27 protein-coding genes are annotated in these 26,586 nt (G+C 53.4%); 23 read left to right on the forward strand and 4 right to left on the reverse strand.

Going from position 1 to position 26,586, the window contains the following annotated elements:
- Positions 1-54: 54 nt before the first annotated feature.
- Entirely contained in the window at positions 55-3,501 is a 3,447-nt protein-coding gene (locus BN7444_RS07120) for a pyruvate carboxylase (RefSeq protein ID WP_068457677.1), read from the reverse strand.
- 146 nt (positions 3,502-3,647) lie between these two features.
- On the opposite strand from BN7444_RS07120, the gene cbiB reads away from it, so the two are divergent.
- The 18 genes from cbiB (at position 3,648) to BN7444_RS07210 (ending at position 17,132) form a co-directional block, all read left to right on the forward strand.
- Positions 3,648-4,565 carry an adenosylcobinamide-phosphate synthase CbiB gene (cbiB, locus tag BN7444_RS07125; protein WP_068457679.1) on the forward strand — a complete coding sequence of 306 codons (918 nt, stop codon included), beginning with the start codon at positions 3,648-3,650 and terminating at the stop codon, positions 4,563-4,565.
- An 8-nt stretch (positions 4,566-4,573) separates the two neighbouring features.
- Positions 4,574-5,329 carry a sirohydrochlorin cobaltochelatase gene (locus tag BN7444_RS07130; RefSeq protein ID WP_068457681.1) on the forward strand — a complete coding sequence of 252 codons (756 nt, stop codon included), beginning with the start codon at positions 4,574-4,576 and terminating at the stop codon, positions 5,327-5,329.
- Positions 5,317-6,018 (forward strand): precorrin-2 C(20)-methyltransferase, encoded by a 702-nt coding sequence (locus BN7444_RS07135; RefSeq protein ID WP_068457683.1) that lies wholly within the window; start codon positions 5,317-5,319, stop codon positions 6,016-6,018. The genes BN7444_RS07130 and BN7444_RS07135 overlap by 13 nt, the downstream gene beginning before the upstream one ends.
- Positions 5,964-7,016: a pyridoxal phosphate-dependent aminotransferase gene (locus BN7444_RS07140; RefSeq protein ID WP_167627206.1), complete on the forward strand. Its 1,053-nt coding sequence runs from the start codon at positions 5,964-5,966 to the stop codon at positions 7,014-7,016. The genes BN7444_RS07135 and BN7444_RS07140 overlap by 55 nt, the downstream gene beginning before the upstream one ends.
- Positions 7,009-7,629 (forward strand): precorrin-8X methylmutase, encoded by a 621-nt coding sequence (locus BN7444_RS07145; protein WP_068457688.1) that lies wholly within the window; start codon positions 7,009-7,011, stop codon positions 7,627-7,629. The genes BN7444_RS07140 and BN7444_RS07145 overlap by 8 nt, the downstream gene beginning before the upstream one ends.
- Positions 7,626-8,672, forward strand: a complete 1,047-nt coding sequence (cbiD, locus tag BN7444_RS07150; protein ID WP_068457690.1) for a cobalt-precorrin-5B (C(1))-methyltransferase CbiD — start codon at positions 7,626-7,628, stop codon at positions 8,670-8,672. Before BN7444_RS07145 ends, cbiD begins: the two co-directional genes overlap by 4 nt.
- Positions 8,673-8,680: 8 nt before the next feature.
- Positions 8,681-9,280 carry a precorrin-6y C5,15-methyltransferase (decarboxylating) subunit CbiE gene (cbiE, locus tag BN7444_RS07155; RefSeq protein ID WP_068457692.1) on the forward strand — a complete coding sequence of 200 codons (600 nt, stop codon included), beginning with the start codon at positions 8,681-8,683 and terminating at the stop codon, positions 9,278-9,280.
- Positions 9,273-9,809 (forward strand): precorrin-6Y C5,15-methyltransferase (decarboxylating) subunit CbiT, encoded by a 537-nt coding sequence (cbiT, locus tag BN7444_RS07160; protein WP_068457694.1) that lies wholly within the window; start codon positions 9,273-9,275, stop codon positions 9,807-9,809. Before cbiE ends, cbiT begins: the two co-directional genes overlap by 8 nt.
- Complete coding sequence (gene cobM, locus BN7444_RS07165; protein WP_068457696.1) at positions 9,806-10,558, forward strand: precorrin-4 C(11)-methyltransferase; 753 nt, start codon at positions 9,806-9,808, stop codon at positions 10,556-10,558. Before cbiT ends, cobM begins: the two co-directional genes overlap by 4 nt.
- On the forward strand, positions 10,555-11,532 hold the full coding sequence (locus BN7444_RS07170) for a cobalt-precorrin 5A hydrolase (RefSeq protein WP_068457699.1): 978 nt from the start codon (positions 10,555-10,557) through the stop codon (positions 11,530-11,532). Before cobM ends, BN7444_RS07170 begins: the two co-directional genes overlap by 4 nt.
- Entirely contained in the window at positions 11,529-12,257 is a 729-nt protein-coding gene (cobJ, locus tag BN7444_RS07175) for a precorrin-3B C(17)-methyltransferase (RefSeq protein WP_068457702.1), read from the forward strand. Before BN7444_RS07170 ends, cobJ begins: the two co-directional genes overlap by 4 nt.
- Positions 12,254-13,012 (forward strand): precorrin-6A reductase, encoded by a 759-nt coding sequence (gene cobK / locus BN7444_RS07180; protein WP_068457703.1) that lies wholly within the window; start codon positions 12,254-12,256, stop codon positions 13,010-13,012. The genes cobJ and cobK overlap by 4 nt, the downstream gene beginning before the upstream one ends.
- Positions 12,981-13,241, forward strand: a complete 261-nt coding sequence (locus BN7444_RS07185; RefSeq protein WP_068457706.1) for a cysteine-rich small domain-containing protein — start codon at positions 12,981-12,983, stop codon at positions 13,239-13,241. The genes cobK and BN7444_RS07185 overlap by 32 nt, the downstream gene beginning before the upstream one ends.
- A complete protein-coding gene (gene cobT / locus BN7444_RS07190; protein WP_068457708.1) occupies positions 13,231-14,301 on the forward strand; it encodes a nicotinate-nucleotide--dimethylbenzimidazole phosphoribosyltransferase in 1,071 nt (356 codons plus the stop codon). Before BN7444_RS07185 ends, cobT begins: the two co-directional genes overlap by 11 nt.
- A complete protein-coding gene (gene cobU / locus BN7444_RS07195) occupies positions 14,298-14,828 on the forward strand; it encodes a bifunctional adenosylcobinamide kinase/adenosylcobinamide-phosphate guanylyltransferase (RefSeq protein WP_068457709.1) in 531 nt (176 codons plus the stop codon). The genes cobT and cobU overlap by 4 nt, the downstream gene beginning before the upstream one ends.
- The gene (cobS, locus tag BN7444_RS07200) at positions 14,825-15,553 is read left to right on the forward strand and encodes an adenosylcobinamide-GDP ribazoletransferase (protein ID WP_068457711.1); all 729 of its coding nucleotides are present in this window, start codon (positions 14,825-14,827) and stop codon (positions 15,551-15,553) included. The genes cobU and cobS overlap by 4 nt, the downstream gene beginning before the upstream one ends.
- The gene (locus BN7444_RS07205) at positions 15,550-16,071 is read left to right on the forward strand and encodes a histidine phosphatase family protein (protein ID WP_068457713.1); all 522 of its coding nucleotides are present in this window, start codon (positions 15,550-15,552) and stop codon (positions 16,069-16,071) included. The genes cobS and BN7444_RS07205 overlap by 4 nt, the downstream gene beginning before the upstream one ends.
- Positions 16,072-16,163: 92 nt before the next feature.
- Positions 16,164-17,132 (forward strand): S-layer homology domain-containing protein, encoded by a 969-nt coding sequence (locus BN7444_RS07210; protein WP_167627207.1) that lies wholly within the window; start codon positions 16,164-16,166, stop codon positions 17,130-17,132.
- Between the two features lie 74 nt (positions 17,133-17,206).
- On the opposite strand, the gene mgtE is transcribed toward BN7444_RS07210, so the two are convergent.
- Positions 17,207-18,565, reverse strand: coding sequence for a magnesium transporter (gene mgtE / locus BN7444_RS07215; RefSeq protein ID WP_068457719.1), 1,359 nt, complete (start codon positions 18,563-18,565; stop codon positions 17,207-17,209).
- A gap of 273 nt (positions 18,566-18,838) precedes the next feature.
- Here mgtE and BN7444_RS07220 point away from each other — a divergent pair, with 273 nt between their 5' ends.
- Positions 18,839-19,912, forward strand: coding sequence for a C40 family peptidase (locus BN7444_RS07220; protein ID WP_068457721.1), 1,074 nt, complete (start codon positions 18,839-18,841; stop codon positions 19,910-19,912).
- A 51-nt stretch (positions 19,913-19,963) separates the two neighbouring features.
- Complete coding sequence (locus BN7444_RS07225) at positions 19,964-20,785, forward strand: bifunctional 5,10-methylenetetrahydrofolate dehydrogenase/5,10-methenyltetrahydrofolate cyclohydrolase (RefSeq protein WP_068457723.1); 822 nt, start codon at positions 19,964-19,966, stop codon at positions 20,783-20,785.
- A 50-nt stretch (positions 20,786-20,835) separates the two neighbouring features.
- Here BN7444_RS07225 and BN7444_RS09580 read toward each other — a convergent pair whose 3' ends face one another.
- The gene (locus BN7444_RS09580) at positions 20,836-20,970 is read right to left on the reverse strand and encodes a hypothetical protein (protein ID WP_281189528.1); all 135 of its coding nucleotides are present in this window, start codon (positions 20,968-20,970) and stop codon (positions 20,836-20,838) included.
- A 56-nt stretch (positions 20,971-21,026) separates the two neighbouring features.
- Positions 21,027-23,816 (reverse strand): transglycosylase domain-containing protein, encoded by a 2,790-nt coding sequence (locus tag BN7444_RS07230; protein ID WP_068457725.1) that lies wholly within the window; start codon positions 23,814-23,816, stop codon positions 21,027-21,029.
- 93 nt (positions 23,817-23,909) lie between these two features.
- On the opposite strand from BN7444_RS07230, the gene hflX reads away from it, so the two are divergent.
- From hflX to nadE, 3 genes are read left to right on the forward strand one after another with little or no spacing between them, the layout of a single operon-like run.
- Entirely contained in the window at positions 23,910-25,175 is a 1,266-nt protein-coding gene (gene hflX / locus BN7444_RS07235) for a GTPase HflX (protein WP_068457726.1), read from the forward strand.
- Positions 25,168-25,860 (forward strand): YigZ family protein, encoded by a 693-nt coding sequence (locus tag BN7444_RS07240; protein ID WP_068457729.1) that lies wholly within the window; start codon positions 25,168-25,170, stop codon positions 25,858-25,860. Before hflX ends, BN7444_RS07240 begins: the two co-directional genes overlap by 8 nt.
- Complete coding sequence (gene nadE / locus BN7444_RS07245; RefSeq protein ID WP_068457730.1) at positions 25,844-26,548, forward strand: NAD(+) synthase; 705 nt, start codon at positions 25,844-25,846, stop codon at positions 26,546-26,548. The genes BN7444_RS07240 and nadE overlap by 17 nt, the downstream gene beginning before the upstream one ends.
- Positions 26,549-26,586 lie beyond the last annotated feature (38 nt).

Here is a 26,586-nt window from a genome sequence, read left to right on the forward strand (position 1 = left end):
AAGCAGCGATACCTGATGGTGTCGCTGCTTTTGCGTATGCCTTTATTTGGCAAATTATTCTTTTTCTTTTAACTCGAGAACCAATTGGCCGCTTTCCACGCTTTCGCCTTCTTTGACGTAAATGTGTTCCACGATGCCGTCCATGGGGGAGATAATGTTGGTTTCCATTTTCATGGCTTCCAAAACCAAGAGAGGTTGCGATTCCTTGACCTCGTCGCCGACGGCTACGTTGATCTTTGCCACGGTGCCGGGGATGGAAGCGCCGACTTCCAGAGGATTGCTTTCGTCGGCCATCATAACGGAGCTTCCGCCGGTCACATTGTGCATGGGGCGGGTGTTGTCCGTAATGTCGACGCTGCGTCTGGAGCCGTTGATTTCGAAAGTCAGGGTGCGCTTGCCGTCTTCTTTCAGCTTGCCCACTTCCACCAAGGTGACGATCATGGTCTTGCCTTCGCCTACGGCCACTTCGGCGGTTTCGCCTTCTTGTAGGCCGTGGAAGAAGATGTCCGAGCCCATGCGCCACAGTTGATCGTATTTGCTGAAGTTCGATGCGTACTCGTCAAATACCTTGGGGTAGAGGGAGTAGCTGGTGACGTCGCGCTCCGTGGGTTCGTGGCCCATGATTTTTTTCAAGTGGGCTCTGTCCGCTTCGTAATCTTCGGGATCGAGCAAGAGGCCCGGGCGCACGGTAATGGGCTTTTCGTCCTTCAGAACGATTTTTTGCAGCTTTTCGGGGAAGCCGCCGTAAGGTTGACCCATCATGCCCTTGAAGTAGGTGACGACGGAATCCGGGTAGTCCAGGTTCGCACCTTTTTCGTAAATATTTTCCGGCGTCAAATCGTTTTGAACCATAAAGATGGACATGTCGCCGACCATTTTCGAGGAAGGCGTGACTTTAATAATGTCGCCGACCATTTGGTTGACGTCTTTGTACATTTCCTTAACTTCTTTGAACTTGTGGCCCAGACCGAAGCTTTCGACTTGGGGCTTCAAGTTGGAGTATTGGCCGCCGGGGATTTCGTATTTGTAAATTTCCGTGGTACCGCTCTTGAGATCCGATTCGAATTGTTCGTATACGGGACGAACGGCAGCCCAGTAGGCGGAGATTTGGTCGATGGCGGTTAAGTCGATGCCCGTGCTTCTGGAGGTATTTTCCAGAGCCGCCACGACGGAGTTCAGGGCCGGTTGCGAGGTGAGCCCGCTCATGGAGTTAATGGCCGTATCGGCGATGTCCACGCCGGCTTCCGCCGCCATTAAGACGGTGGCGACGCCGTTGCCCGTGGTGTCGTGGGTGTGGAGGTGAATGGGGACGGACACTTCGTTTTTCAGTGCGCGCACCAATTTGTTGGCGGCGTAGGGCTTCAAGAGCCCGCTCATGTCCTTGATGCCGATAATGTGGCAGCCCACATCTTCCAATTGTTTGGCAAGCTTAACGTAGTATTCCAGGCTGTATTTGTCGCGGCTTTCGTCTAAGATGTCGCCGGTGTAGCACATGGTCCCTTCGGCGATTTTGCCGTTGGCGATGGTTTCGTCGATGGCGAGGCGCATGCCTTCGATCCAGTTCAGGGAGTCGAAGATACGGAACAGGTCGATGCCGCCTTCCGCCGATTCTTTAATGAATTTCTTGACCACATTGTCGGGATAGTTTTTGTAGCCCACGGTGTTGTTGCCGCGAACCAACATTTGCATGAGGAGATTGGGCATGGCCTCTCTCAAGAGGTCCAATCTTTCCCAGGGATCTTCGTGGAGGAAGCGATAGGCTACGTCGAAGGTGGCGCCGCCCCACATTTCCATACTGAAGATTTCGCGAATGTTGTAGTTCATGGACTTGGCGACTTTTAACAGGTCGATGGTACGCATACGAGTGGCCATTAAGGATTGGTGGGCATCCCGCATGGTGGTGTCCGTTAAGAGCAGGCGGTCTTGATCCAAAATCCATTGGGAAAGCTTCTTTGCGCCCAATTCGTCGAAGATTTGTTTCGAGCCTTTGTAGCTTTCTTCTTCGTAATCGGGAACCACGGGAACGTCGAAGGTTTTCTTCGCGTCGGTATTTTTGTTAACAACAATGTCGCCGATGTGTTCCATGACGCGGAGCTCTTTGTCCGTGGAGGTATTAATGTCGAAGAGTTCCGGGTGTTCGGCGATAAAGCCCGTGTCGCAGGTGCCTTCTCTGAATTCCTTCGTGTTCAATACATTGAGCAAAAAGCCGATATTGGTCTTGACGCCGCCGACTTTCAACTCGCGTAGGGAACGAATGGATTTGTTTACCGTATCTTCCCAGGTGCGGCCTTGGGTAATGACCTTGACCAAGAGGGAATCGTAGTAGGGGCTGATGACGGCGCCTTGGAAGCCGTTGCCGCCGTCTAAGCGCACGCCGAAGCCGGAAGAGGAGCGGTAAAGGGTGATCTGTCCTGTATCCGGAGCAAAGTGATTGAGGGGGTCTTCGGTGGTGACGCGGCATTGGATCGAGAAGCCGCGGCGTTGAATGGATTCTTGATTGGGAATGTCGATGGGGGCATCGGCCAGGGCATAGCCTTGGGCGATTTGGATTTGGGCTTGAATAATGTCGATGCCCGTAACCATTTCGGTAACGGTGTGTTCTACTTGAATTCGGGGATTGACCTCGATGAAGTAGTGATTGCCCGCGCTGTCAACGAGAAATTCCACGGTGCCGGCAGAGCGATAGCCCAGATTCTTCGTGATCTTTAAGGCGTCGTTACAAATGGCTTCGCGAAGTTCTTCGGAAATGGAAAAGGCAGGGGTAAATTCCACGACTTTTTGGTGGCGCCGTTGAATGGAGCAGTCGCGTTCAAAGAGGTGAACCACATTGCCGTAGACGTCGCCTAAAACTTGGACCTCGATGTGTTTCGGGCGGTCCAAATATTTTTCGATAAACATGGAGTCGTTGCCGAAAGCTTTCTTCGCTTCGCTTTTGGCGGAGTGGAATTGATCCAGAAGTTCTTCCTTGCTGTAGACGACGCGCATGCCGCGACCGCCGCCGCCGGCTGCCGCCTTGATCATCACGGGATAGCCCGCTTCTTCGGCAAATTCCAACGCTTCTTCGTCGGAGTGAATGGCATCGTCGACGCCGGGAATGGTTTGAACGCCGGCTTCTCTGGCGATGATTTTAGAAGAAATCTTGTCGCCTAATTGGCGCATGGTTTCCGATCTCGGGCCGATAAAGGCGATGCCCGCTTCTTCACATTTTTGAGCGAAGTCGGGGTTTTCTGCTAAAAAGCCGTAGCCCGGGTGAATGGCGTCGACCCCTTTGTTCTTGGCCAAATGAATAATTTCGTCGATGTCCAAATAGGCGTCGACGGGATTTTTTCCCTTGCCGATTTCATAAGATTCGTCTGCCTTTGTGCGGAACAGGGAAAGGCTGTCTTCTTTTGAATATATAGCAACGGAACGTATGCCGAGCTCACGACAGGCTCGGAAAATACGAATGGCGATTTCGCCGCGGTTGGCGACGAGAATGCGTTTAAACTTTCTTTTCTCCATAATGACCTCCTTGGTAAGTATGAGTTCTATTATAGCCCTTTACCGCGGAAATATCCAATTCTTAATCCATATTTCACAGAAGGAAATGGGGCTCTATTGTTTCGAATTCCCTGCCGTGATAAACTGGACAACAGAAAGGATAGGCCATGAATTTATTGATCGCTTTTGCACTAGATATAGTGTTTGCAGACCCGATGTGGCTGCCCCATCCCGTGGTGGGCATGGGAAAGATTATTGCCCGGGAATATCGGGGCATATTAAAGGCGCCGGAGCGTTGGAAAAAAACCCTGGGCACCGCCTGCGCCCTATTTAATACGGCGGCGACTTATCTTTTGATTCGCGGCCTCCTGAGCCTGTTCGGCGGCCCCGTGAAAACCGTCCTGTCTATCTATCTTCTCTACACCGCCTTGGCGGCAAAGACCCTACACGAGGAAGCTCACGGCGTGAAAAAAGCATTGGCCCTTTCTTTGGAGAAGGGGCGAAGGCAGCTGTCGCGAATTGTCGGCAGGGACACGGCATCTTTAAACGAAGAGGAGATCATTAAGGCGACGGTGGAGACCGTGGCTGAAAATACTTCCGACGGCATTATCGCACCCTTGTTTTACGGCGCCCTCTTCGGTCCCGCCGGGGCCATGGCCTATAAAATGGTGAACACCATGGACTCCATGGTGGGCTATCGCAACGATACCTACCGCTTGGCGGGCTACGGAGCGGCGAAGCTGGACGATGTGGCCAATTGGATTCCCGCCCGACTTACGGCCCTTCTTATGTGTTTGACGGCGGGCTCCCGATCTCTTATGAAGCGCGCCTTTCTTACAGTAAAAGAATTTCATGGCGCCCATTTAAGCCCCAATGCGGGCTGGTGTGAAGCGGCGGCGGCGGGGGTCTTGGGCATCGAGCTTGGCGGCGGCCACAATTACTTTGGCGAGTACGTCTATAAGCCCACCATCGGCCGGGCCGTGAACCCGGTGGAGCCGGTGGCCATCGACGGCGCCACGAATCTCATGTGGCGTAGCACGATATTATACCTGCTTATTTACGCAGTTATCTGTTTTTTGATTTAGGAGAGACTATGAAAGCATTGATTATCGCGACCTTCGGTTCCACCCACGAAGACGCTCTGAGACGGGACTTGGATCCCGTCGTCGAGGATTTAAAAGTGGCATCCGAGGGCAGTCCTACTCGCGTGGCCTTTACTTCACGCATGGTTATCAATCGCTACGAAAAAAAGACCGGCATCCGCTACCTTAACGAAGTGGAAGCCGTGGACGCTTTTATCGACGAAGGCTATAAAGCGGAGGATATTTTCGTTCAACCCCTTCACATCATCGAGGGCTTTGAATACGAAAAGCTTGCCCGATTAAAAAGCCGGGGCGTGAAGGTGGGGGAAGCCCTCTTCCACGACGAAAAAGATTTGAAGCGCTTTGCGGAAGAAGCGGGCCGTCGTTTCGAGGCGCCGACGGTTTTCGTCGGCCACGGAAGCCATATGGCTGCGGACAAGGATTACGACGAGCTGAATCGCATTTTCGAAGAAAAGAATTTTCCCCACCGGGTCTGTACCATCGAAGGCTCTGTGGACGACCGGGTGCCCCTTTCTTTTATGAAGGAAATGGGCTACAAGGACATTCAACTGGCGCCCCTCCTTCTCCTCGCCGGGGATCACGCGAAAAACGATATTTTCGGCGACGAAGAGTCCGTGAAGAAGCGCTACGAAGAGGCGGGGATAAAGGTGACCCCCGTCGCCGGCGGCATGGGCAGTTGGGATTTCGTGCGGGCCATCTACGTGGAAAAACTGCGCCGCCATTTGGAGGAAGTATGCGAAAATTAGTGGGTATCGGCGTGGGCCCCGGCGCGGCTGATCTCTTGACCCTGCGGGCCCTGCGCTATTTACGGGATGCGGATCACATTTTTATTCCTCTCAACAGGGGAAAGTCCCGTGCCTACGATACGGTGAAGGACGTGGTGGAGGAAGAGAAGGTTATCTTCCTGGACTTCCCCATGACCGAGGTCACGGCCGCCCACTACAATAAAGCCTTTGATGAGATCGACGAGGTGACGAAGGAAGGGGAGCTGAGCTGCCTCTTGACCTTAGGTGACGGTACCATCTACGCCACCTTGATCGAAGTCTTGGCGGCGGGTGATACGAGGGATTTCGAAACGGAACTGGTGCCCGGGATTCCCGCTTTCCTCGCCGGGATCAACGGCGTGGTGGAAAGCTTGACGCGTAAGGGCGAGTCTTTTCTTTTGACGGATCATTTAGACGATGCCATTCCTTCCGTGGACACCATCGCCCTCTTAAAAACCACTCGGGCGGAGGAAAGCGTCCATCGCTTATCGGATGCGGGCTTTCACTTGCTCTATCTGGAAGAAATCGAGACGGATCAGTGGGTGGCGTCCACGGACCCCGAACGTTTTGCCGACAGGAAGCATTACATGAGCATGATCATCGGAAGGAGACGGCCTTGGAACACGGCGGCGATACAAAAACATACCAAGGGAAGAGTGCGTATCCTCTAGTGGATTTCAGCGCCAATATCAATCCCTTAGGCGTGCCTGAAATTTTAAAGGAAGCCATGACGGAAGGCCTTGAAGGCGCCCATCGCTACCCGGATCGCTTTTACCGGGATCTCCGGCGGGCATTGGGCGAGTGGATGGGCGTGGAGGCGGATCGGCTGGTGGTGGGAAACGGCGCCATGGAAATCATCGGCATCTGTATTTCCCTTTTCGAGAAGATCTATTTGCCCACGCCGACTTTCAGCGAATACGAACGTATTGCAGTGGACTTGAAAAAAGAAATCGTCACTTATCCCATGAGCCGGCCCTTTCGGCTGAATGCGGATGATTTCATCGCCCACATGCCGGAGGGGGCTCTCGTAATTTTAACCAATCCCCACAACCCCACGGGGTACACATTATCCGCGGAGGAAGTGGAAAAAATTTACGAAGCCGTCCTTGCTCGCGGCGGCTACATGCTCTCCGACGAGACCTTTCTGCCCTTCGTCAGGGGCGGGGAGGATGCGCATCAGGAGGGGCTATATCGTCCGAAACAGATCACCGTTCGCGCCGCCACCAAAAGCCACGCCTTGCCCGGCCTGCGCTTGGGTTGGGCGATCATGAACGACGGCCTCAGGGACCGCTTTTTAAAGCGTCAGTTGCCTTGGTCGGTGAACGCCGTGGCCGAGGCCTGCGGCATTCATTTAAAGGATTGCGGCGATTATATGGAGAAATCCCGCGACTTTGTCGAACAAGAGCGCAGGAAGCTTCTTGAACTTTTCGAGGAATCGGACATCGCCGAAGCCCTTCCCGGGGAGGCGAATTTTCTTTTGATTCGACTAAAAGACGTGACAGTCGCAAGCTGTTTCGATTATTTTTTAAGAGAAGGAATTTTGCTCAGAACTTTTTCTGAAGAACCGCTGAAGGACGAGTACTTCCGCATGGCCGTCCGCGACGAGAAAGACAACGCAGCGTTTCGCAAGCTTTGGATGCAATTTGAAAGGAGTTGCCGCCATGTATGAAAAAAAGCCCATGGCCATTGAAAGGACTTCCATGGACATCATCGACGAATACTTAGGCGACGTGGACTTTAAGGCCGACGAGCTGCCCGTGGTGCGTCGCATGATCCATACCACCGGCGACGTGGAATATCGCCACATTATCGACATTCACGAAGGTTTTATGGCGGCTGCCCGGGCCGTGGTAAAGAGCGGCGGCAAGGTGTACACAGACACGAATATGGTGCGGGCGGGCATTAACAAGAAGGCCCTGGCGGCGTCGGGGGTGGAGCTCGTCACCTTGATCTCCGACGAGGAGGTAGCGAAGATTGCCGCGGAACGAAAGACTACCCGATCCATCGTGGCCATGGAAGAAGCCGTATCCATGGGCTGCGAGGGATTTATTATCGGAAACGCCCCCACGGCACTCTTTCGCCTCTTGGAGCTTATCGACGAAAAGAAGGCGGATCCGAAATTTATTATCGCCGTTCCCGTGGGCTTCGTCGGTGCGGCGGAATCGAAGGAAAAGATAACGGAATACCCGGTGCCCTATATTCGTACCGTGGGCACCAAGGGCGGCAGCAATGTGGCAGCCTCCGTCTTTAACGCCATTCTATATGAGGACTTTAAGCGATGAAGAGGACCACCGTCGTCGACGGAAAACATATGCGATTGGGCTTCACCACCGGAACCTGCGTCGTGGCGGCGGCGAAGGCGGCCATCGAGGCCCTGGAATCGAGAGAGGCCATTCACGCCGTTCAGGTGACGGTGCCGGCGGGGGACGTGCTCACCATCGACGTACGCGAGCAGATGCGTTGCGAGAGTGCGGCCACTTACAGCGTCATCAAAGACAGCGGCGACGATCCCGACATTACAAACGGCATGGAAATCTTCGTCACCATTAAAAAGACCGATACGGGTAGCGTCGTTTGGGAGAAAGGCGTCGGCGTCGGCACCTTTACGGAAGACGGGCTTATGGGCAAGGCCGGTGAGCTCGCCGTAAATCCCGTGCCCCGACGGGAGATCGAGAAATTGCTCACGGAGCATATGGGAGAGGGCATCGCCATTCGAATCGACATTCCGGAGGGGGAGGAACTGGCGAAGAAGACCTTCAATCCCCGCCTGGGCATCGTCGGCGGCCTGTCCATTTTAGGGACATCGGGCCTGGTCGTGCCCATGAGCAAAAGCGCCTATGTGGCCACCATCGATTTGGAGTTAAAGAAGCTGAGAAAATCCGGCGCCGATGCGGTGATTCTAACGCCGGGCAATTACGGCGAGGAGCGGGCCGCGGCCCTGGGCTTGGATGAGGCCGTGGTGAAGGTGTCCAATTACTTCGGCGACGCCCTGTGCCTCGCGCGGGACCTGGGCTTTCGCGAAATCACCTTAATGGGCCATATCGGCAAAATGGCGAAAGTGGCCATCGGCATTTACCAGACCCACTCAGCCGTAGCCGACGGGCGAATGGAGTCCATCGTCTATTACATGGCCAAGGCTGGAGCGTCTGTGGCGGATATGGAAGCCGTTGAAGAGGAAAAGACCGCCGATCAGGCCATTAAAAAAGCGGCGGCTCTGGGCTACGATAAGATTATGGAAGCCATGGAGCGCGGCATCGAAAAGCGGGTGCCCTTATACTTAAAAACCGAGGATATAAAAATTCGGGCAATGATTTACACCATGTAGGAGGAGCGATGATTACCATAGTCGGCGCCGGGCCCGGCGATTTAAAGAAAATGACCTACGAAGCCGTGGAGGCCATAAAAGAGGCGGATCGCGTCGTGGCCTTCTCGCGCCTGGCGGAAAAGCTGCGGCCCCTTCGAAAGGACATCGTGGCGGTAAAAAGGTTGAGCGAGGTAGAGGAGAATTTGGATTCCGCCATAAACGTGGCCGTCGTCGTCAGCGGGGATCCCCTCTTCTTCGGTCTTGCCGGCACCTTTCGCGCCAAGGGCATCACTGTAGACAAGGTCATTCCCGGCCTGAGCAGCATGCAATGTGCGGCGGCGACATTGAAGCTTCCCTGGCAGAAGATGGAGGCCTTTTCCTTTCACGGCAGAGAGCCGGAGTTGGATTTGCTTTTAAAAGAGCCCCTGAGCTGCGTGTTATTGGACAAGCATTTTACGGCGAGGGATCTGTCCGAGGCCTTGGCGGCAGAAGGGGCGAAGGGCGTGATCCACGGGGCGAGCTACCTTTCCTACGAGGAGGAAAAAATGGTGACGGCGCCCATCGGCGAGGATATTTCCATAGACGAAGAATTAGCATTGGCGGTGATTGAACTTGAATTGGATGAATGATGCCGACTTTATTCGCGGCGACGTGCCCATGACCAAAGAAGAGGTGCGGTTACTCACCGTGGCGGGCCTTGAACTAAGCCCGGGCCTTTCCTTTCTCGATGTGGGCGCGGGCACGGGCTCCATATCCGTGGCGGCGGCCTCATTGGGCTGCGAGGTCACGGCGGCGGAAGTCAAGGATGAGGCCTTGGATTTAATCGAGAAAAACGCCGAAGCCTTCGGTGTAGAAATCGACGTGATTCGCGGGAAGGCGCCGGCTTGTTTAAAAGACGAAAGCTACGACCGCATTTTTATCGGCGGCAGCAGGGGACAGCTGGAGGCTATTTTGGAATACGCCCACGGCCACTTAAAGCCCGAGGGCATCATGGCCGGCAATTTCATTACCATGAGCCACGCCGAAGCCATGAAAGCTTTTTTTAAGAAAATGGGCTACGATTGGAGCCTGAAGTACGTGGCCGTGTCCAGAGAAGATCGGCTGGGACTGTTGCGCGCCGAAAACGGCGTATTTATTTTAAAGGGGAGAAGAGGATGATTTCATTTGTCGGCGCCGGTCCCGGCGACGTGGATTTAATTACGGTGAAGGGCAGGCGGCTCTTGGAAGAAGCCGACGTCATCATATATGCCGGGAGCTTGGTGGACGCCCGGCACATGGAGTGTGCGAAAGACGGTGCCGAGATCTACAACAGCGCCACCATGCACTTGGAAGAGGTCTTGGACGTCATGAAGAAAAGCCACGAGGCAGGGAAAAAGGTCGTGCGGCTCCATACCGGGGACCCCTCCCTTTACGGCGCCATCCAGGAGCAAATGGATGCATTGGATGAAAGGGGCATCGGCTACGAAGTGGTGCCCGGAGTCAGCTCCTTTTCCGCAGCGGCGGCCAGCTTAAAGCGGGAGTTCACTCTCCCCGGCGTGAGCCAGACGGTGATCCTTACCCGCCGCGCCGGGCGCACCCCGGTGCCTGAGGTCGAGTCTATCGACAAGCTGGCGGCCCACGGCGCCTCCATGGCCATCTTTTTATCCGCCGGTCAGTTGGAAGACTTGGTGGCGGATTTGAAAAAAGGCTATCCCGACGACACGCCCATGGCCGTGGTTTATAAGGCCACCTGGGCCGATGAGATCGTGGTGCGCTCCACATTAAAAGACATCGTGAAGGATATGGAAGGCCGGGACATTTACAAACACGCTCAAATCCTCGTCGGGGACTTTCTCGACACGGACTACGAAAAGAGCAAGCTCTACGACAAACATTTCTCCACGGAATACAGAAAGGGCACGAAGTGAAGACGGCGGTGTTGTGTTTTTCGCCTCAGGGAGCGGCTCTGGCGAAGAAGTATTTTTCTCAAGAAGATCTCTACGGCAAGGACTTTCAGCGGCCGATAAAGAAAGAGGCTTTCGGCGACATTTTCGACGCCTACGATCGCATCGTCTTTATCGGTGCGGCGGGCATCGCCGTGCGCTATATGGCGCCCTTTGTGGAAGACAAGCGGTGGGATCCCGCCGTGGTGGTCATCGATCCCACGGGCCGCTACGTGATTCCCCTTCTAAGCGGGCACCTGGGCGGTGCCAATGCTTATGCCTTGGAGCTGGCCAAGGCCATGGGCGCCGAAGCGGTGCTTACCACGGCGTCGGACAGCTTGGGCTTTGAGGCCATCGACGTCTTTGCGCAAAAAGAAAATGACGCCTTCGACGATATGGTGGCCATGAAGAAGATGGCCGCCGCCATGGTGGCCGGGCGGGAGATTACCTGGTATTCAGAAGAAGATGCCGTGCCGTACTATCCCAATATTAAGCGGGTGGCATCCATTGATGAGGCGGATGTGGAAGACGGCGTGGTAGTTTCTTCGAAAGATGTGGAAATCAAAAGCGCCCTTCATTTGGTGCCGCGGCGGATCCACTTGGGCATCGGCTCGAAAAAGGGCACGGATCCCGAGGCTTTAATGGCCTTCATAAAAAAGACGCTAAAAGCCTACGGCATCCATCCCATGGCCGTAGCGGCCGTCCACACCATCGACATAAAAAAAGACGAGCTCGCCATCGTCTTTGCGGCGAAGGAACTGCACGTTCCCTTGAAGATTTACACCGCGGAGGAATTGGCGAAAAACGAATACCGCTGCGAGGGCAGCGACTTCGTCAAAGCCACCGTCGGCGTGTCCGGCGTCTCCTGCACGGCGGCTTATATGGGCGGCGAAACCATGATTGCGGAAAAAATTTGCGAAGGGGGCTTTACCCTGAGCATCACAGAGGAAAAAAGATGAAGAAATTATATATTATCGGCATCGGTCCCGGCGGCGAAGAGGACTTTACCTTGGGCATGATCCGGGCAATGAAGGCCTGCGAGGTCATTGTGGGCTACAAGCCTTATTTGAATTACATTAAGAATTACACGGCGGGAAAAGAACTCTACACCACCGGCATGAAGTCGGAGATCGAGCGCTGCAAAATGGCTCTGGCCTCGGCGGAGGCGGGAAAGACCACGGCTATGGTCTCCACCGGCGACGCCGGCCTTTACGGCATGGCGGGGCCCATCTTGGAGCTGGCGGAAGGCAAAGACATCGCCATCGAGATTATTCCCGGCATCAGCGCCAATTTCGCCGCCGCATCCCGCGTCGGTGCGCCTATCATGCACGATATGGTGACCATCAGCCTCTCCGACCTAATGACGCCGCTGGATCTGATCAAGAAGCGCATTCGCCTCGCCGCGCAGGGAGATTTTGTCATTTGCTTTTACAATCCCCGCTCCAAGGGGCGGCCTCATTACTTAAAAGAAGCCATGGCGATTTTAAAGGAAGAGGGTTACGAAGACACGCGGCCCGTGGCCATGGTGAAACACGCTCGGCGTGAAGGGGAAGAAAAAATCATCACCACCGTCGGCGATCTGGAGGACAGCTTCTGCGACATGAACACCATGGTCATCGTGGGAAATAAGGAGACCTATGTGCAAGACGGAGTCATGATTACGCCCAGGGGCTATCGATTATGAAGCTGTGGATCATCGGCGGCACCTCGGAATCCGTGCGCCTGGTAAATAGCGTGGACCGACGCGCCCTCATCGTCAGCGTCGCCGGAGAAGAAGGGCGGGATCGCCTGCCCGATGACATGGACGTCCACGTGGGGCCCATGGATAGAGCCGCCATGGAGAGCTTTATTCGCGAGAAAAACATCGTCGCCGTCGTTGACATGAGCCATCCCTTCGCGAAGATCGTGTCGAAGGAGGCGAAGGCGGCGGCCCTTTCTTGTGACATCGACTACTACCGCTTTAAGCGGCCCGTGGAGGATGAGGCGGGGGATGTGATCTTCGACGATTACGAATCCTGCGCCGCCTATATTAAAGAGAGGACGGGCACCTTTTTCTTTACTACGGGCTCCAAGCATTGCGATCTTTTCGAGTCCGTAAAGGGAGAGAGCCGCCACATTTACCGAATCATTCCTTCCTCAAAGAGTATAGACATGCTAACCGACGCCGGCGTGGCCATGGAAGACATGGTGGCCATGCTGGGGCCCTTCGATTTGGAGATGAATCTGGCCCTGTTTAAACACGCCAAAGCCGATTACCTGGTGACGAAAAACAGCGGCGCCGGTTCCGGCTTTCACGAAAAAATCGAAGCCGCCGCACGTTTGGGCATGACAAGCCTGGTTATTCGCACCGAGGCGGAAGAGGGGCTGAGTTTTTCCGAGACCAAGGCATTGGTAGAAAGGATTTCAAATGGAATTCTCTTATCGCTTTTACACCAATAAAGATTGCAAATACTTCCCCTGCCACGTCATGGAAGGGGATTTCAACTGCATGTTCTGTTACTGCCCTCTCTACCTGCTTGATGAAAATTGCGGCGGAAATTTTTCTTATGTAGGCGGGGTAAAGGATTGCTCCAACTGTTTGATTCCCCATCGGCCCAAGGGCTACGACTACATTAACGAGCGTCTGCGGCAAGAAATAAAGGAGAGGAAGCAGAAGCATGATCGATGAACTGATTCGCCGTATCGGCCCCTTAGATAAGGAAGCCATGAAAAGCGCCAAGGCACATTGGGACAATCGCACCCACCCTACGGGATCCTTGGGGGATTTAGAGGCCATGACCATTCGTCTGGCGGGGATACAGGGGAGAACCGTACCTGACGTCGACAAAAAGGCAGTCATCGTCTTTTGCGCCGACAACGGCGTGGTGGCGGAAGATGTCAGCTCATCGCCTCAGGCCTTTACGCAAATGCTCGCCAACGCCATGGCTCGTGGCGAAACCGGCGTTGCCGCATTAAGCGCATGGGCGGGGACGGAGCCCGTCATCGTGGATATAGGCATGAAAAAAGATATGGAGCGTGAGCCCAATATTTTAAAGAAATCCATCCGCCCCGGCACGGGAAACATCGCTGCGGAGCCCGCCATGAGTCGGGAAGAAGCCCTTCGCGCCATGGAACGTGGCGCAAATGTGGCGCGAGAGGTGATCGCAAAAGGCGCCCGCATGATCGGAACGGGGGAGCTGGGCATCGGCAACACCACTACGGCGGCGGCCCTCATCTGCGCCTTAACCGGTGAATCCGCCGAAGCTTGCGTGGGCTACGGCGCCGGCATTACGGAAGACCAACTTGCGAAAAAAGTGGCGGTAGTAAAAAAGGCCGTGAAGCGCGCAGGAGAGGGCGATGCGATCCACAAAATCGCTCAAGTGGGCGGCTTGGATCTCGCCGGCCTCGTCGGCGTGTTCTTGGCCTGTGGCGAGGCGAAGGTGGCGGCGGTGGTGGACGGCTTCGTTACCGGCGCGGCGGTTCTTGCGGCCATTGAATTGGCACCTTTCGTAAAAGATTACGTCTTTTTGTCCCACAAGAGCGCGGAAAGGGCCTCGGCATTATTGAATCGCCATTTGGGTCTCGTACCGCCCATGGATCTCGCCATGCGCCTCGGAGAGGGGAGCGGCTGTCCACTGTTTTTTCAACTGATGGAGGGAGCCCTCTACGCCATGAAAAACATGGGCTCCATGGAAGACAATGCCATCGACCCGAGCCTGTTGGTCAATATCGAAAAGGAGTCCCTATGATTACATTAATAACCGGCGGCGCCCGCAGCGGAAAAAGCGCCTACGCCGAATCGCGGGCGAAGGATTACGACAAGGTCCTTTATATCGCCACGGCACAGACCGCAGATGATGCGGAAATGATTCGCCGCATCGAGGCACATAAAAGCAGGCGGCCCGCCTCCTGGCGCACGGCGGAGCGGGACCATACCTTGGCGGCTGTGATCGAGGGCGAGGACGCCGCCCTTCTGGACTGCGTGACGGTGATGATTTCCAATTACCTGTGGAAGTATTCCGAAGGCGATGACGTGATCGACGAGGAAAAAATCGAAGGCCTGTGTATGGATGAGCTCAAGGATTTAATCGCCGCGGCGAGGCGCGCATCCTGCGATTTATTCATCGTCACCAACGAAGTGGGTAGCGGCATCGTGCCCATGCACCCCGTCTCCCGCGCCTTCAGAGATATTCAGGGACGAGTAAATCAGTGGCTGGCACAGGCGGCGGACGAGGTCTACGCCTGTATTTCGGGAATTCCGGTGAGGATCAAATGAACAGTTTTCTTTTAGCCATTCAATTTCTTACGCGCATCCCCGTCTTTATAAAAACGGATTTCAGCGAAAAAGAAGCGGGAAAGAGCCTCTTCTGGTTTCCCTGGATCGCTTTTCTTATGGGGACCATCGTCGCGTCGGTGAATAATTACTTCTACGACATAGGACCGCTGTATGCCGCCTTTTTGGGGCTCCTCACCTGGTATCTGTTAAACGGAGGCATCCACGTGGACGGACTTATGGACACGGCGGACGGCTTTTTGTCCAATCGCGATAGAGACCGCATCGCGGAAATTATGCACGATTCCACCATCGGCACTTTCGCCGTTCTGTCCCTCGCCATGGTATTGCTGGGAAAATTTGCCGTCCTGGCATCGGTGGCCATTCAGCCTGTGGAAATGGGCATTTTGTTTGCCTCGGCTCGCATGGGACTTTTGACGGCGATCCATTTTTTCCCCTCGGCGAAAAGCTCCTCCATGGGAAATTTCTTTAAAAAGCGGGCGTCGAAAAACAGCTATTACTTGCAGTGGCTGATCCTCGCGGCGATCATTTTCTTTACGCGAGGCGCAAGCTATTTTCTCTATCCCATGGCCGCCTGCATCTACGGCGCCCTCTTTGCCCGCTGGTCCGTAAAAAAAATCGGCGGCCTCACCGGCGACGTTTACGGCGCCATCGTGGAGACGGCAGAGCTCTTGGTCCTGATTTTATTCGGAGTGTTTTTCTCATGAGCATTTATATGATGCGCCACGGAAAAACTTTGGCCAATGAAAAAAAGTATTACGCTACGCCGACGGAGCCCCTGCTTCCCGTAGAGGAGGAGATTGTTTTGAAACTGCGGGAAGAGGTGCGCGCCCTCCATATCAAAGCCGTCGTCAGCAGTCCCTACCTTCGCGCCGTGGAAACGGCGGCCATCATCGCCGGAGACTTGCCCGTGACTGAAGAGCCATTGATTCGAGAAGTGAACCTGGGCGTCTTGGAAGGCCGCAGCTTTTACGACGCTTACGACGCCTACGGCGAGGCACTGGAGCCCTGGATCGATGATCCTTTTGCCTTTTCGCCGCCGAGAGGAGAAAGTCTGACGGAGGCCTATAAACGGGCGGAAATCTTTTTACAGACGGCGAAAGAGGACACCCTTTACGTGAGTCACGACGGCTTTATGCGTTTGGTGCTGGCGGCGCAAAAAGGGGACGTGAGATATTTCTTCGATTACAAAATCGACAACTTTCAAATCGTAAAAATCAAATGAAAAAGTGACAATTCCGTTACAAATTTCGTGTACCTCTTCAAGGTCCATCCGGCTTTTGCTATAGTCTTAGCAGCAAAGAAAGGGTGTTACTATTGAAATACACATTGAAACGCATATTGGCACTTTTTTTATTGGTGGGAATATTGATTCCCGCTCGGGGAGTATTCGCTCTGCCTATGGAAAGCCCCCGCGCTTTATCCTTGGCCTTGAGCCCCGACGAAGCCGGTGTGACCATTAGCTGGGAAAATCCCGCTTGGGTCAAAGATCAATTGGCCGCCGGGAAAAAAGTAGCCTATGAAATCGACAGCAAGGTCAATCTCGAGGCCTGGTCCTCTAAAAGCGGCCACGTCCACAGAGGCGAACTGACCGCCGCAGAAAAGGATCGCGTCGAGAAGAATTTAACGGCCAACGACTTTACTCAATTGACGAAAATCGACATTCGGAGCAATCAATACAGTTTCCGCGTGCGCTACGTGGCCGAAAACGGAAGCAGCGCCTTCGGCAATGGCGTGTCCGTCGGTTATCGACCGGTCTTCAATAATTCCAGCGCCTGGTCCATGGAAGAGCTAAGTGCTGCGGGTAAGAACGGATTGATTCCTCCTTCGGTAAAAGCCGATATGAAAAAGGAAATCAGCCGGGAAGAATTTACGGAAGTTATTGTGCGCCTCTACGAAAAAACGGAGCGGGTCCATTTAGTTGCGGGCAAGAGCCCCTTTAAGGATACGAAAAACGAATCCGTGGTCATCGCATCGCGCCTGGGTCTGGTCTACGGCGTAGGCAATGGAAAATTTGCGCCCAATGCCAAGATTACGCGGGAAGAAATGGCGACGATTCTGGCGCGCTTTTTAAAGAGCGTCAATGTGGAAGTTAGCCATGCCGTCGGCAACACCTTCGCCGATCACGACAAGATCAGCAAGTACGCCCGTGAGTCGGTTTACGAACTTCAAGCCATGGGCCTGATGTCGGGATACGAGAACAATCAATTCAGACCGAAGACCAATGCGTCCAGAGAACAGGGCGTGGTTTTGGGCCAACGCATTTACGAATTTATTAAAAAATAAAAAAGTCGTTCAAAGAAAAAACCGAAGGCAGAACAAAGCCTTCGGTTTTTTGCGTCTATGAAATTATTTAAGCTCTAAATTAATTTGGTCAACAGAGTGGATGCCAGGCCCAGGAAGATAAAGAAGCCGCAGACATCCGTAAAGGTCGTGAGGAATATGGGGGAGGAGATGGCGGGGTCGATTTTCAGCTTGTCGAAAATCAAGGGTAGCAGGAAGCCGACGATGCCGGCGATGATCATGTTTAAGATCATGGCGGCGAAAATGATCAGCCCCAGATAAAAATTGCCGTACTTCAAATAGAGGACGATGCCCGCAAAGAGGCCGATGACCGCGCCGTCGAAAAGGCCGAGGCCGATTTCCTTCAAAACCAGCGGCAGGTCTTCTTCCAAGCTGATTTCGTCGCGGGCCAAACTGGTCAATACGATGGACAGCGCCTGATTGCCGGCATTGCCGCCCATCCCCGTGACGATGGGCATGGCGGCGGCGAGGGCCACCACCTGACTGATCGTGCTTTCAAACATGCTGACCACCGCCGATGCCATAAAGGCGGTAAAGAGATTGATCACGAGCCAGGGCAGACGACTTTTCACGGAATGGAAGAAGTTCGAGTCGTATTCTTCGTCCTTCGAAACCCCACCCATGGCGAGAATGTCTTCGTTATGTTCTTCTTCCATAACGTCGATAATATCGTCGCTGGTAATGACCCCGAGTATGGCCTCGTTTTTATTGACCACGGGCAAATATTTCAGATCGTACTTGTAGATTAAATTGGCGGCCTCTTCCTGGTCCTGCTCGGCGTAGACGAAAAAGGGATGGTTCTCCACGAGATCCGCCAAAGGCTTAAAGCCCGGCGCCACGAGAATTTCCCGCAAGTCCACGATCCCCTGCAGTCGATGTAGATTGTCCGTAATAAAAATCGATTCGATAATTTCAGTTGTAGGGGCGATTTCTTTAATCTTTAAGAGAGCCTCGCGCACGGTTAAGGATTGTTTCAAAGACAAAAATTCCGTGGTCATGATTCTGGCGGCGCTGTCGTCGTCGTAAGAAAGAATCATCTTCAGAATATTCGACTCGCTCTTCTTCATGTAATTAAGAATGTCCTTGCGCTTGATCGTGGGCAAAAGTCCCAAGAGATCCGCTACATCGGCATTGGTCATGAAACTGAAAATATCGATTAACTCTTTCGTCGAATAGAAGCGGGCGATTCTGACCTGCAGATCGTCCTCGGCATTTTCCAAAAGGGTGGCAATATCGTCCGGATCCAACATAAAAAGGAAAAATTGCAGATCCGTCGAATCGAAATCCTCGATGACTTCGTCGATGTCCACGGCGTGGTAATTGTCGAAGATTTCCTTACACGCCTCGACACTCCCTTCCGTAATACAGGCCTCTATCTCTTCTTTTAATAATTCGTAGTCGGATTCATATTCCAATGACCCTCACCTCCCATGACTTGTCTTTAAACAGTATACCATTGAACTCCGGTGAAAGTCAGCCCGCGGAAGATCATAGGGTTGTTAAAAAAGAAATAAAAAGTCATGGAACTGTAACAGAGAAGTAACATAATTGACCAATCAATTTATTACATTCTGTAACCATCTGTGTTATAATTTCAAAAGATGATTAAGAAAAGTCTAATTTCGAATGGGAAACCCCTTAAAACAGGGCTTTCCACCAGGAATATTTATAAGGAGTGTTGTTTTTACATGAATCAAAAGTTCAAGCTTGCCATCGGAACGACTGCTTTGGCAATTATTTCGGTTGTAGGTCTGAGAGATACCGGCATTTTTGTGCAGGATCATAACACCACATTGTACAGTGGCAATCAGTTGACTTTTGCCGTTGAAGAACAAGCAAATATCGTCGATACAAACGAACGCGGTTACATAGTCCAAAAGGGCAACGCAAAAGTAACCGTTCCGAAGGAAAAGATCCTCGTCACCGAGGGCAAACCCCAATATTACACGGTAAAGAAAAATGCCATTTTGAAAAAAGACGGCAAGGTTGTACGCAACCTCTTTATCGGTGAAACCCTTCAAGCGGTTCAACATTTCAAGAATGGTGTGGCTGTCAATACGGAAGACGGTCTCTTCGGTTCCGTAGAATTCGGATACGTCGAAGCGATCCAAGGTCCCTATTCCACACCGGCGAAGGTAAAACAAAATTTAAGACTTGAAAATGCCAACGGCGTTTACCAATTGGCAAAGAACCAAACGGTGAACGTAGTCAGCTATAAAGACGGTCTCTTCATTATTCTTAACGAAGAAGGCAAGGATTTCCAAATCGATCCCAACTATTTGGACTTCGGTGAAGGCGGCGTGAAGGCCGTTCAACGTGAAATCATTCAAAAACAGGCACCGGTTAAGAAAGTTGCCGAACCTGTTATGGCTGCACCGAAAGTTGACGGAGCGAAAGCACAACAAGTCATCAACTCCGCTTTCAGCAAAATGGGCACGCCCTATGTATGGGGCGCAACCGGCAACGGCGGCTACGACTGCTCTGGTCTGGTATATGCCATTTACGTCAACGAACTGGGAATTTCCCTTCCCAGAACCTCTTCCGCTCAATCTCAAGTGGGTACACAAATTGACAGATCTCAATTGCAACCCGGCGACTTGATTTTCTTCAACACCACGGGCAAGGGCGTCAGCCACGTAGCCATCTACATCGGCAACGACACCTTTATCCACGCAGCCAGCGGAAGCGGTCGCGTTAAACAAAACAAACTGTCCGAAAACTATTACAGCTCACGTTTTGTCAATGCAACGCGCGTGTTATAATTAAGTAGAGACAAAGAGCGGTTCGCCGCTCTTTTTTTATAGGAGGAAAAAATGAAATTTGACGTGACCGGCATGCGTAAAGAACTGCTCGAGGAGCTGTCGAAAAAAGTGGCCTTCGCCAAAGAGAGGGAAGCGGGCTATAAGCTTTTAATTCTTCGCATCGGCGACAATCCGGCGGACATCAGTTACGAAAAAGCCATCATGAAAACGGCGGAAAGCGTGGGCATTCCCGTGGAGGTATCCACCTTTCCCGAGCTGGTAACGGAGAGCGAAGTTTTATCGGAAGTGATGAGAGGTAATATGGACGAGCGCTTCGGCGGGATTTTGATTTTCCACCCCCTGCCCGGTCATTTGGATGCCGAGGCAATCGACGGCGCCATTCAACCGGAAAAGGACATCGACTGCTTAAATCCCATCAATCAGTGGCGGATCTTTAAGGGCAAGGGCGCCATGATGCCCGCCACGGCGAAAAGCGCCGTCATGATCGCGGAAGCTATGGGCGAGTTGGAAGGAAAGCGCGTGCTGATCATTAATCGTTCCATGGTCATCGGAAAGCCTCTGGCTATGATGCTCTTGGATAAAAATGCCACGGTCACCGTCGGCCATTCTCGCACGAAAAATATTCCCGCCCTGGCGAGGGAGCACGACATCGTCGTCTACGGCACCGGGCAATCCCGCTGGGTGGGAGCGGACTTTGTGTCGGAGGGCCAGTGGATCATCGACTGCGGCATTGCCTTCGACGATACGGGCAAGATGACCGGCGATGTGGATTTCGACGCCGTCGTCGACAAGGCGGAGTATGTGACCTCTGTTCCCGGCGGCGTAGGAAGCCTAACGAATCTCCTCCTCTTGGACAATATGTTTATCGACTAATTGAATTTGAACATAAAAAAGCCCTCGCGCACTATCGGCGAGGGCTGATTTTATTTTCTGCGAATAAATTTCCAAAGGGCGTAGCTTTTTACAAAGCTCGCGGTTGCTTTTCGAACGGGTTTTTTTCTCATGGCTTTGGCGCCTTTGGACAGCGCCACCCATTTTACGATTTTAGATAGTTTCATTGCCGCCTCCTTATATAAATTACATACCCGATTCCTTCGGGCTTTACTCAACAAAGCTAATTGAGGCGGCCGGTCTTGCTTTGATGGGTGTCGTTTTCGTTTTGCTGATCCTCCTCATCGGTTTCCTGATTTTGCTCGTCGTACCACTCTTTGGTGTGAACCTGGCAGTAGCTCGTAGGAAGGGTGTAGTAATCCTTGGGATAAATGCCGTCGAATTCTTTGGGATCGTAGCCCTTGGGGCGAACGAAGTAGTAGCCGTAGACGATGGTTTCGTAGGGGCAGTAGGAGGAGGCCATTTGGCCGGAGACGGAGCAGATGAGTTTTCTCGTGTAATTTTCCGTTTCCTTTGTCGGTGCCGTCTTCGGCAGGAAGGGCAAAGTTACGGTGGAGCGGGCGCGGCGCGCGTAATGCGTGGCCAAGAGTCCGGTCTTGTCGCTGACTTCGTGCATTTCGTAATCCGCCGGCAGCTTCCATTGATCGGTGTCGCCGGGGATGGCGAGGAGGGAGGCGTAGAATTTTTCCGTCAGGCGCTCGTCGCCGGAGAGGGAAAGTTTTTGCAGCTCGCTTCCCATCCACAAACCGTAGGTGTATTTCGGCGTGGCGCCCAGGGCGAAGTAATCGGCATGGTACTTGTTCGTGCCCGAGACGGCAAAGGCGTCGTAGCCGGCATCATGAAGGCGTTTCGCCAGAGGCGACTGACCCAGGGCGTAGCGAAGCAGGATATCTTCGCCGGGCTGATCCTTCGCCCCGGTTTTTTCATGTTCGTAAAGGACATTGCCTTTGCGATCGGTAATTTTTTGCACCGTGTAGTTCTGCCCGTTCAAAGGCGATGCGACGCGGGCGTAGGCGTTTGTAAGGGCCATGAGATCGACGCCGTCGACGAAATTCCCCGCCGCCATGGCGTCGTAAGTCAAGTCGTGGCGCTTGGCGTCTTCCTTGGGCGTTACGACTCCGTCGGCAGCGCGGTTGCCGCCGTAGAGTCCCAGCCTTGCGAGATTTTTCAGGATGGGATCGAAGCCGTGGCGCTCTAAAATTTTTCCGCTAATGGCGATGCGGCTGTTGGCGGCGGCATCGGCCAGGACGTCGTAGCCGTAAAAGGAATCGACTTGGGGCCAAATGTCCCCGTCGATGCGCATAGGCGTGTCGTCGTAGGATGTGGCCAGGGTATCGCCCTGACTTAAGGCGGCGAGGTAGGTGGTGAGGGGCACGATGGCCGTACCCGGTTGCCGCTTGCTCTTCAAGTGATTGTAACGAAGGCGGGCGGGATCTTTCGGATCGTTGCCGCCGGCAAGGGCCACCACGGCGCCGGTGGCGTTGTCGGCGATGATTGCCGCCGACTGCGGCTGCAGACTGCCCTTATCCGGCAGGAGAAACATCTCCGAGGGCAGCACCAGCTCGTCTTCCGTGATCTCCATGGCGTCTTTGTATTCGTCGTAAAGATCGCCTTGAATAAGAATTCGATCGGGACTTTTCAGATCCCCTTCCTGAAAAACCGTAGCCGCGCCGGCCATGGTGCGTAGATTGTTCTGCTCATCTCGGTAGTAGAGATTTTTCAAGAGCACATGGCCGTCGGAGGCGGAAAAGTACTCGCCGTCGATTTCGATGCCCTCGTCGGATTTCGTAAATGCGCCTGAGGGCAGGTGCATATTGCCCTTTTCGTCGAATAGATCGTCGTAGGGGTAGTAGAGAACGTGGCTATTGTCGTCGACGATGCGATTCTTATCGTCGGTGGTAAAGTCCATAAAGTTCGCGCCCCTGTCTTTGCCCTGTGCCACCAGGGCGGGGTAGTCGTCGTAGAGGGCGTCCATTTTTTTCTGATAGTCCCCGACGATGGTGGATTGAATGGTGAGACCGCCTTCGCGAACCAGCTTCTCCGCCGCCTTCCGGTCCATGTGTCGGGTCTTCGCCATAATGGAAATGGCCTCGTCGGAAACGACGTCGGCGACGTAGGAAGAGTAGGGAGAAGGGCTTGCCTCTCTCGGCGCGAAAGAAATGGGGGTTTGGCTGTAAGTGTCGGCATCCTCTTTGGAGATATAGCCCGCTTGTGCCATGGAGCGAAGGACGATGTTTTTTCGCTCCGTCGCCCTGGGGTTTTCCACCAGATCAAAGGATTGATCGCCAATGGTCTGTGTGGCGATAACGCCGGTGCCGTCGTTTTCTTCCGTGGGAATCCGCTTCACCGGCTGGTAGGTGGCGGGAGATTTGACGATGCCTGCCAATAGGGCGCCTTCTTCCACGGTTAAATCCTTGGCGTGTTTGGAGAAGTAGGCGTTGGAAGCCGCTTCGATGCCCTGACTGCCCAGGCCCAAGTCCACGCGATTCAGATAGGCTTCCAAAATGGCATCCTTGCTTAGCCTTTCTTCCATGCCCAAGGTGAGATAGGCCTCTTTAATTTTGCGGTCCAGGGATTGTTCGCCGCTTAAATAAACATTCTTCACCAATTGCTGGGTAATGGTGGAGCCGCCGCGCTCGATGGCGCCGCTTCTTGCATTGGCGAGGATGCTCGCCGCCAACTGCCGCGCGTCCAATCCGTGGTGGTCGTAAAAGCTGCGGTCTTCCACGGCGAGAAAGGCCTGCTTCACGTGATCAGGCACCTGATCGATGGGGATGTTTTCGCTGAAAACGGAAGGGTCCACTTCGTCGATGGTTTCGCCTTCGGCGTCTAATATGTATGATGTTTGCGGAATGGACGTGGTTAAGTCGTTAAAATCCACGGCGGGAAGATCCTTTAATATGGATACCACCCACATAGCCGCTATGCCGGCGAGCAGGACGAAAATCAGTAGCAGGCCGACGAGAATCAATTGCCACGTTTTTTTGTGGCGAAGTACGTGTTTGAACCGCATGGAAACCCCCTTTTCGTCATTATATCATGGGCCATTGTTGCGTAGAAGAGCAAGGTTGTGTATATTTAAAAAGAAGCTTAGGCAGGAGGCGACATGGAAAAAAGAGAACGAGTGGTGACGGCGTCGGTTTACGACGAGTCCCAAAGCTATTACGAGGAAAGTTTAAAAGAACTGAATGCCCTGGTAGAAGTGGCGGGAGGCGACGTGATCGCATCCATCGACCAAAAGGTGCGCGCCTACAATCCGGCGACCCTTATGGGAAAGGGGAAGCTCGACGAGCTGAAGGATTTTGTCCTCGCCGAAGACATCGACCTGGTGATTTTCGACCAAGCCCTTTCCGGTATTCAAATGCGGGAAATCGAAAAGACCCTGGAGGTCGACGTGTTGGACCGCACGGCTTTGATCTTAGACATTTTTGCCTCACGGGCGAAGACCGATGTGGGGAAGCTCCAGGTCTATTTGGCTCAGCTGGAATACGGCAAGAGCCATTTAATCGGAAAGAAAAATTACTCCCGACTGGGCGGCGGCATCGGCACCCGAGGCCCCGGGGAGCAAAAGCTTGAAATCGACCGCCGGCGTATTGCCGAAGACATTCAGCGGGTGAAGAAGAAATTAAAACAGGCGCGAAAGATTCGTGACACGGGCAGAAAAAACCGCGTCAATTCCCAAGTGCCCTCCATCGCCCTGGTGGGCTATACCAATGCGGGGAAATCCTCGGTGATGAACCGTCTGCTGAAGGAATCCAACGCCAAGGGCAGGGAAGTCTATGTGGAAGACATGCCCTTCGCCTCTCTGGACCCGGATACCCGCCGCATTCGCCTGCCCGACGGCCTGGTGGTCTACGTCACGGATACCGTGGGCTTTATATCCAATCTGCCCACTACCTTGGTGGAGGCCTTTCACACCACTTTAGAAGAGTTAAAGGATTCGGATCTTATCGTTCATGTCATCGACGGTTCCGCCGAAGACGGCGCCCTGCGCTACGACACGACGCGAAAGCTTTTAAACGATCTGGGTGCCGCTCATGTGCCCGGTCTTTTGTTCGTCAATAAAAAGGACCGCATGGAAGGAAAGAAATTGGACTTCATGCCGGCGGAAGATACGGTGATCTACGGCTCCTGCAAGTACGACGAATCCTTCGATTATTTTTACGAAGCCGTGCAGAAAAAAGTCGAGGACCTTTACGTGAAGGTGGACCTGAAATTTTCTTTTAACGAGATGGATCAGGTGGAAGCCATTAAAAATAACTATCCGGTGGAAAGTTTAAATTACGAAGCCGATGGCGTGACCATGACGGCGACCTTGCCGAAACGGTCCCGGCATCGCTTGGAGCCCTATGTAAGGAGGCGCTATGTATAAAACCGTCTATCGACGAGGGGAGAGCCGGCTCATCGAGAAAAAATCCGAATTCATCGGCCGCGTGGCTTTTGCCAAGACGAAGGAAGCGGCGGAGGCCTTTATCCTCGAAATAAAAGAGAAGGAAAGAGCCGCCACCCACAATTGCTCCGCCTACATTATCGGGGAAGAAGGCGCCATACAAAAATATGACGACGACGGAGAGCCCCAAAAGACGGCGGGACCGCCTATCCTGGAAGTGCTGAAGCGCAACGATCTGAGGAATGTGGTATGCGTCTCCACCCGCTACTTCGGCGGCACCCTTTTAGGAGCGGGGGGCTTGATTCGCGCCTACTCCACCTCCGCATCGGAGGCCTTGGATGATGCGAAAATCGTAGAGATGCATCGGGCCGTGGACATCCGCTTTCGCTATGCCTACACCGCCCACGGCACCATCGAAAACTATATGCGGGAGCGAGGCTATCCCGTTTTAGACTCGGCATTCAGCGATCAGGTGGAGGTAACGACCACCGTATATGAGGTGGGGAAAGAGGCCTTTTTATCTTATTTACAAGACGCCACATCCGGCGAGGTCTTTATTATTGAAGAAAAAGAAACGGAACGGCCCGTGTACGAGGGGAAAATGCTCGTAGACGACGTGACTTATGAACAGGAACTCTATGGAGGTAAAGATGAAGGAACAAATTGATGCAGTGGTCCAATGGATGAGAGAGACGGTAAAGGACGCCCATGCCGACGGCGTCGTCTTCGGCTTAAGCGGCGGCATCGATTCCGCCGTGGTGGCGGGCTTGGCCAAGCGGGCCTTCGGCGACGACGCTCTGGGCATCATCATGCCCATCGACTCCAATCCTCAAGACGAAAAGGACGCCCGCCTCGTCGTCGAAAATTTAAACTTAAATGTAGAGAAGGTGGATCTGACGAAGACCTACGAGGCATTGGTCGACGCATCCTTTGAAAGCGACGTGGCCATGGCCAAGGCGAATATCAAGCCCCGCCTGCGCACCACGACCTTGTATTACTACGCTCAGGACAGAAATTACCTGGTCTGTGGCTGTTCCAATGCCAGCGAATACTACATCGGCTACTTCACGAAATTCGGCGATTCCGCTTGCGACTTAATGCCCATTGTTGATTTCGTCAAAGGAGAAGTGGTGGAGCTGGCCAAGGCATTGGGTCTTCCCAAAGAAATCATCGAGAAAAAGCCCACGGCGGGCTTATACGCTGGCCAAACCGATGAAGATGAAATGGGCTTTACCTACGGTGAATTAGACGCCGCCGTCAGAGGACAAAACGACGGCGAACACAAAGATCTTATCGAGCGGCGCCACAAAACCAGCGCCCACAAACGCGCCTTGCCGCCGAAATTTGAAAGATAACGGGCGTACATGCTATAATAAATCGTTATAAATAGAGG

Origin of the sequence: Peptoniphilus pacaensis (assembly GCF_900088125.1) — a bacterium.
GTDB lineage: Bacteria > Bacillota > Clostridia > Tissierellales > Peptoniphilaceae > Aedoeadaptatus > Aedoeadaptatus pacaensis.

Excerpts from the sequence above, each read along its gene's own strand:
- cobT (WP_068457708.1), top strand. The coding sequence starts at position 13,231 with ATGATCGATGAACTGATTCGCCGTATCGGCCCCTTAGATAAGGAAGCC.
- cobK (WP_068457703.1), top strand. The coding sequence starts at position 12,254 with ATGAAGCTGTGGATCATCGGCGGCACCTCGGAATCCGTGCGCCTGGTA.
- cobM (WP_068457696.1), top strand. The coding sequence starts at position 9,806 with ATGATTTCATTTGTCGGCGCCGGTCCCGGCGACGTGGATTTAATTACG.
- cbiB (WP_068457679.1), top strand. The coding sequence starts at position 3,648 with ATGAATTTATTGATCGCTTTTGCACTAGATATAGTGTTTGCAGACCCG.
- cbiD (WP_068457690.1), top strand. The coding sequence starts at position 7,626 with ATGAAGAGGACCACCGTCGTCGACGGAAAACATATGCGATTGGGCTTC.
- cbiE (WP_068457692.1), top strand. The coding sequence starts at position 8,681 with ATGATTACCATAGTCGGCGCCGGGCCCGGCGATTTAAAGAAAATGACC.
- BN7444_RS07220 (WP_068457721.1), top strand. The coding sequence starts at position 18,839 with ATGAATCAAAAGTTCAAGCTTGCCATCGGAACGACTGCTTTGGCAATT.
- BN7444_RS07225 (WP_068457723.1), top strand. The coding sequence starts at position 19,964 with ATGAAATTTGACGTGACCGGCATGCGTAAAGAACTGCTCGAGGAGCTG.
- BN7444_RS07130 (WP_068457681.1), top strand. The coding sequence starts at position 4,574 with ATGAAAGCATTGATTATCGCGACCTTCGGTTCCACCCACGAAGACGCT.
- cobU (WP_068457709.1), top strand. The coding sequence starts at position 14,298 with ATGATTACATTAATAACCGGCGGCGCCCGCAGCGGAAAAAGCGCCTAC.
- hflX (WP_068457726.1), top strand. The coding sequence starts at position 23,910 with ATGGAAAAAAGAGAACGAGTGGTGACGGCGTCGGTTTACGACGAGTCC.
- nadE (WP_068457730.1), top strand. The coding sequence starts at position 25,844 with ATGAAGGAACAAATTGATGCAGTGGTCCAATGGATGAGAGAGACGGTA.
- BN7444_RS07145 (WP_068457688.1), top strand. The coding sequence starts at position 7,009 with ATGTATGAAAAAAAGCCCATGGCCATTGAAAGGACTTCCATGGACATC.
- BN7444_RS09580 (WP_281189528.1), bottom strand. The coding sequence starts at position 20,970 with ATGAAACTATCTAAAATCGTAAAATGGGTGGCGCTGTCCAAAGGCGCC.
- BN7444_RS07240 (WP_068457729.1), top strand. The coding sequence starts at position 25,168 with ATGTATAAAACCGTCTATCGACGAGGGGAGAGCCGGCTCATCGAGAAA.
- BN7444_RS07135 (WP_068457683.1), top strand. The coding sequence starts at position 5,317 with ATGCGAAAATTAGTGGGTATCGGCGTGGGCCCCGGCGCGGCTGATCTC.
- BN7444_RS07120 (WP_068457677.1), bottom strand. The coding sequence starts at position 3,501 with ATGGAGAAAAGAAAGTTTAAACGCATTCTCGTCGCCAACCGCGGCGAA.
- BN7444_RS07205 (WP_068457713.1), top strand. The coding sequence starts at position 15,550 with ATGAGCATTTATATGATGCGCCACGGAAAAACTTTGGCCAATGAAAAA.
- BN7444_RS07185 (WP_068457706.1), top strand. The coding sequence starts at position 12,981 with ATGGAATTCTCTTATCGCTTTTACACCAATAAAGATTGCAAATACTTC.
- cobS (WP_068457711.1), top strand. The coding sequence starts at position 14,825 with ATGAACAGTTTTCTTTTAGCCATTCAATTTCTTACGCGCATCCCCGTC.
- cobJ (WP_068457702.1), top strand. The coding sequence starts at position 11,529 with ATGAAGAAATTATATATTATCGGCATCGGTCCCGGCGGCGAAGAGGAC.
- BN7444_RS07230 (WP_068457725.1), bottom strand. The coding sequence starts at position 23,816 with ATGCGGTTCAAACACGTACTTCGCCACAAAAAAACGTGGCAATTGATT.
- cbiT (WP_068457694.1), top strand. The coding sequence starts at position 9,273 with ATGAATGATGCCGACTTTATTCGCGGCGACGTGCCCATGACCAAAGAA.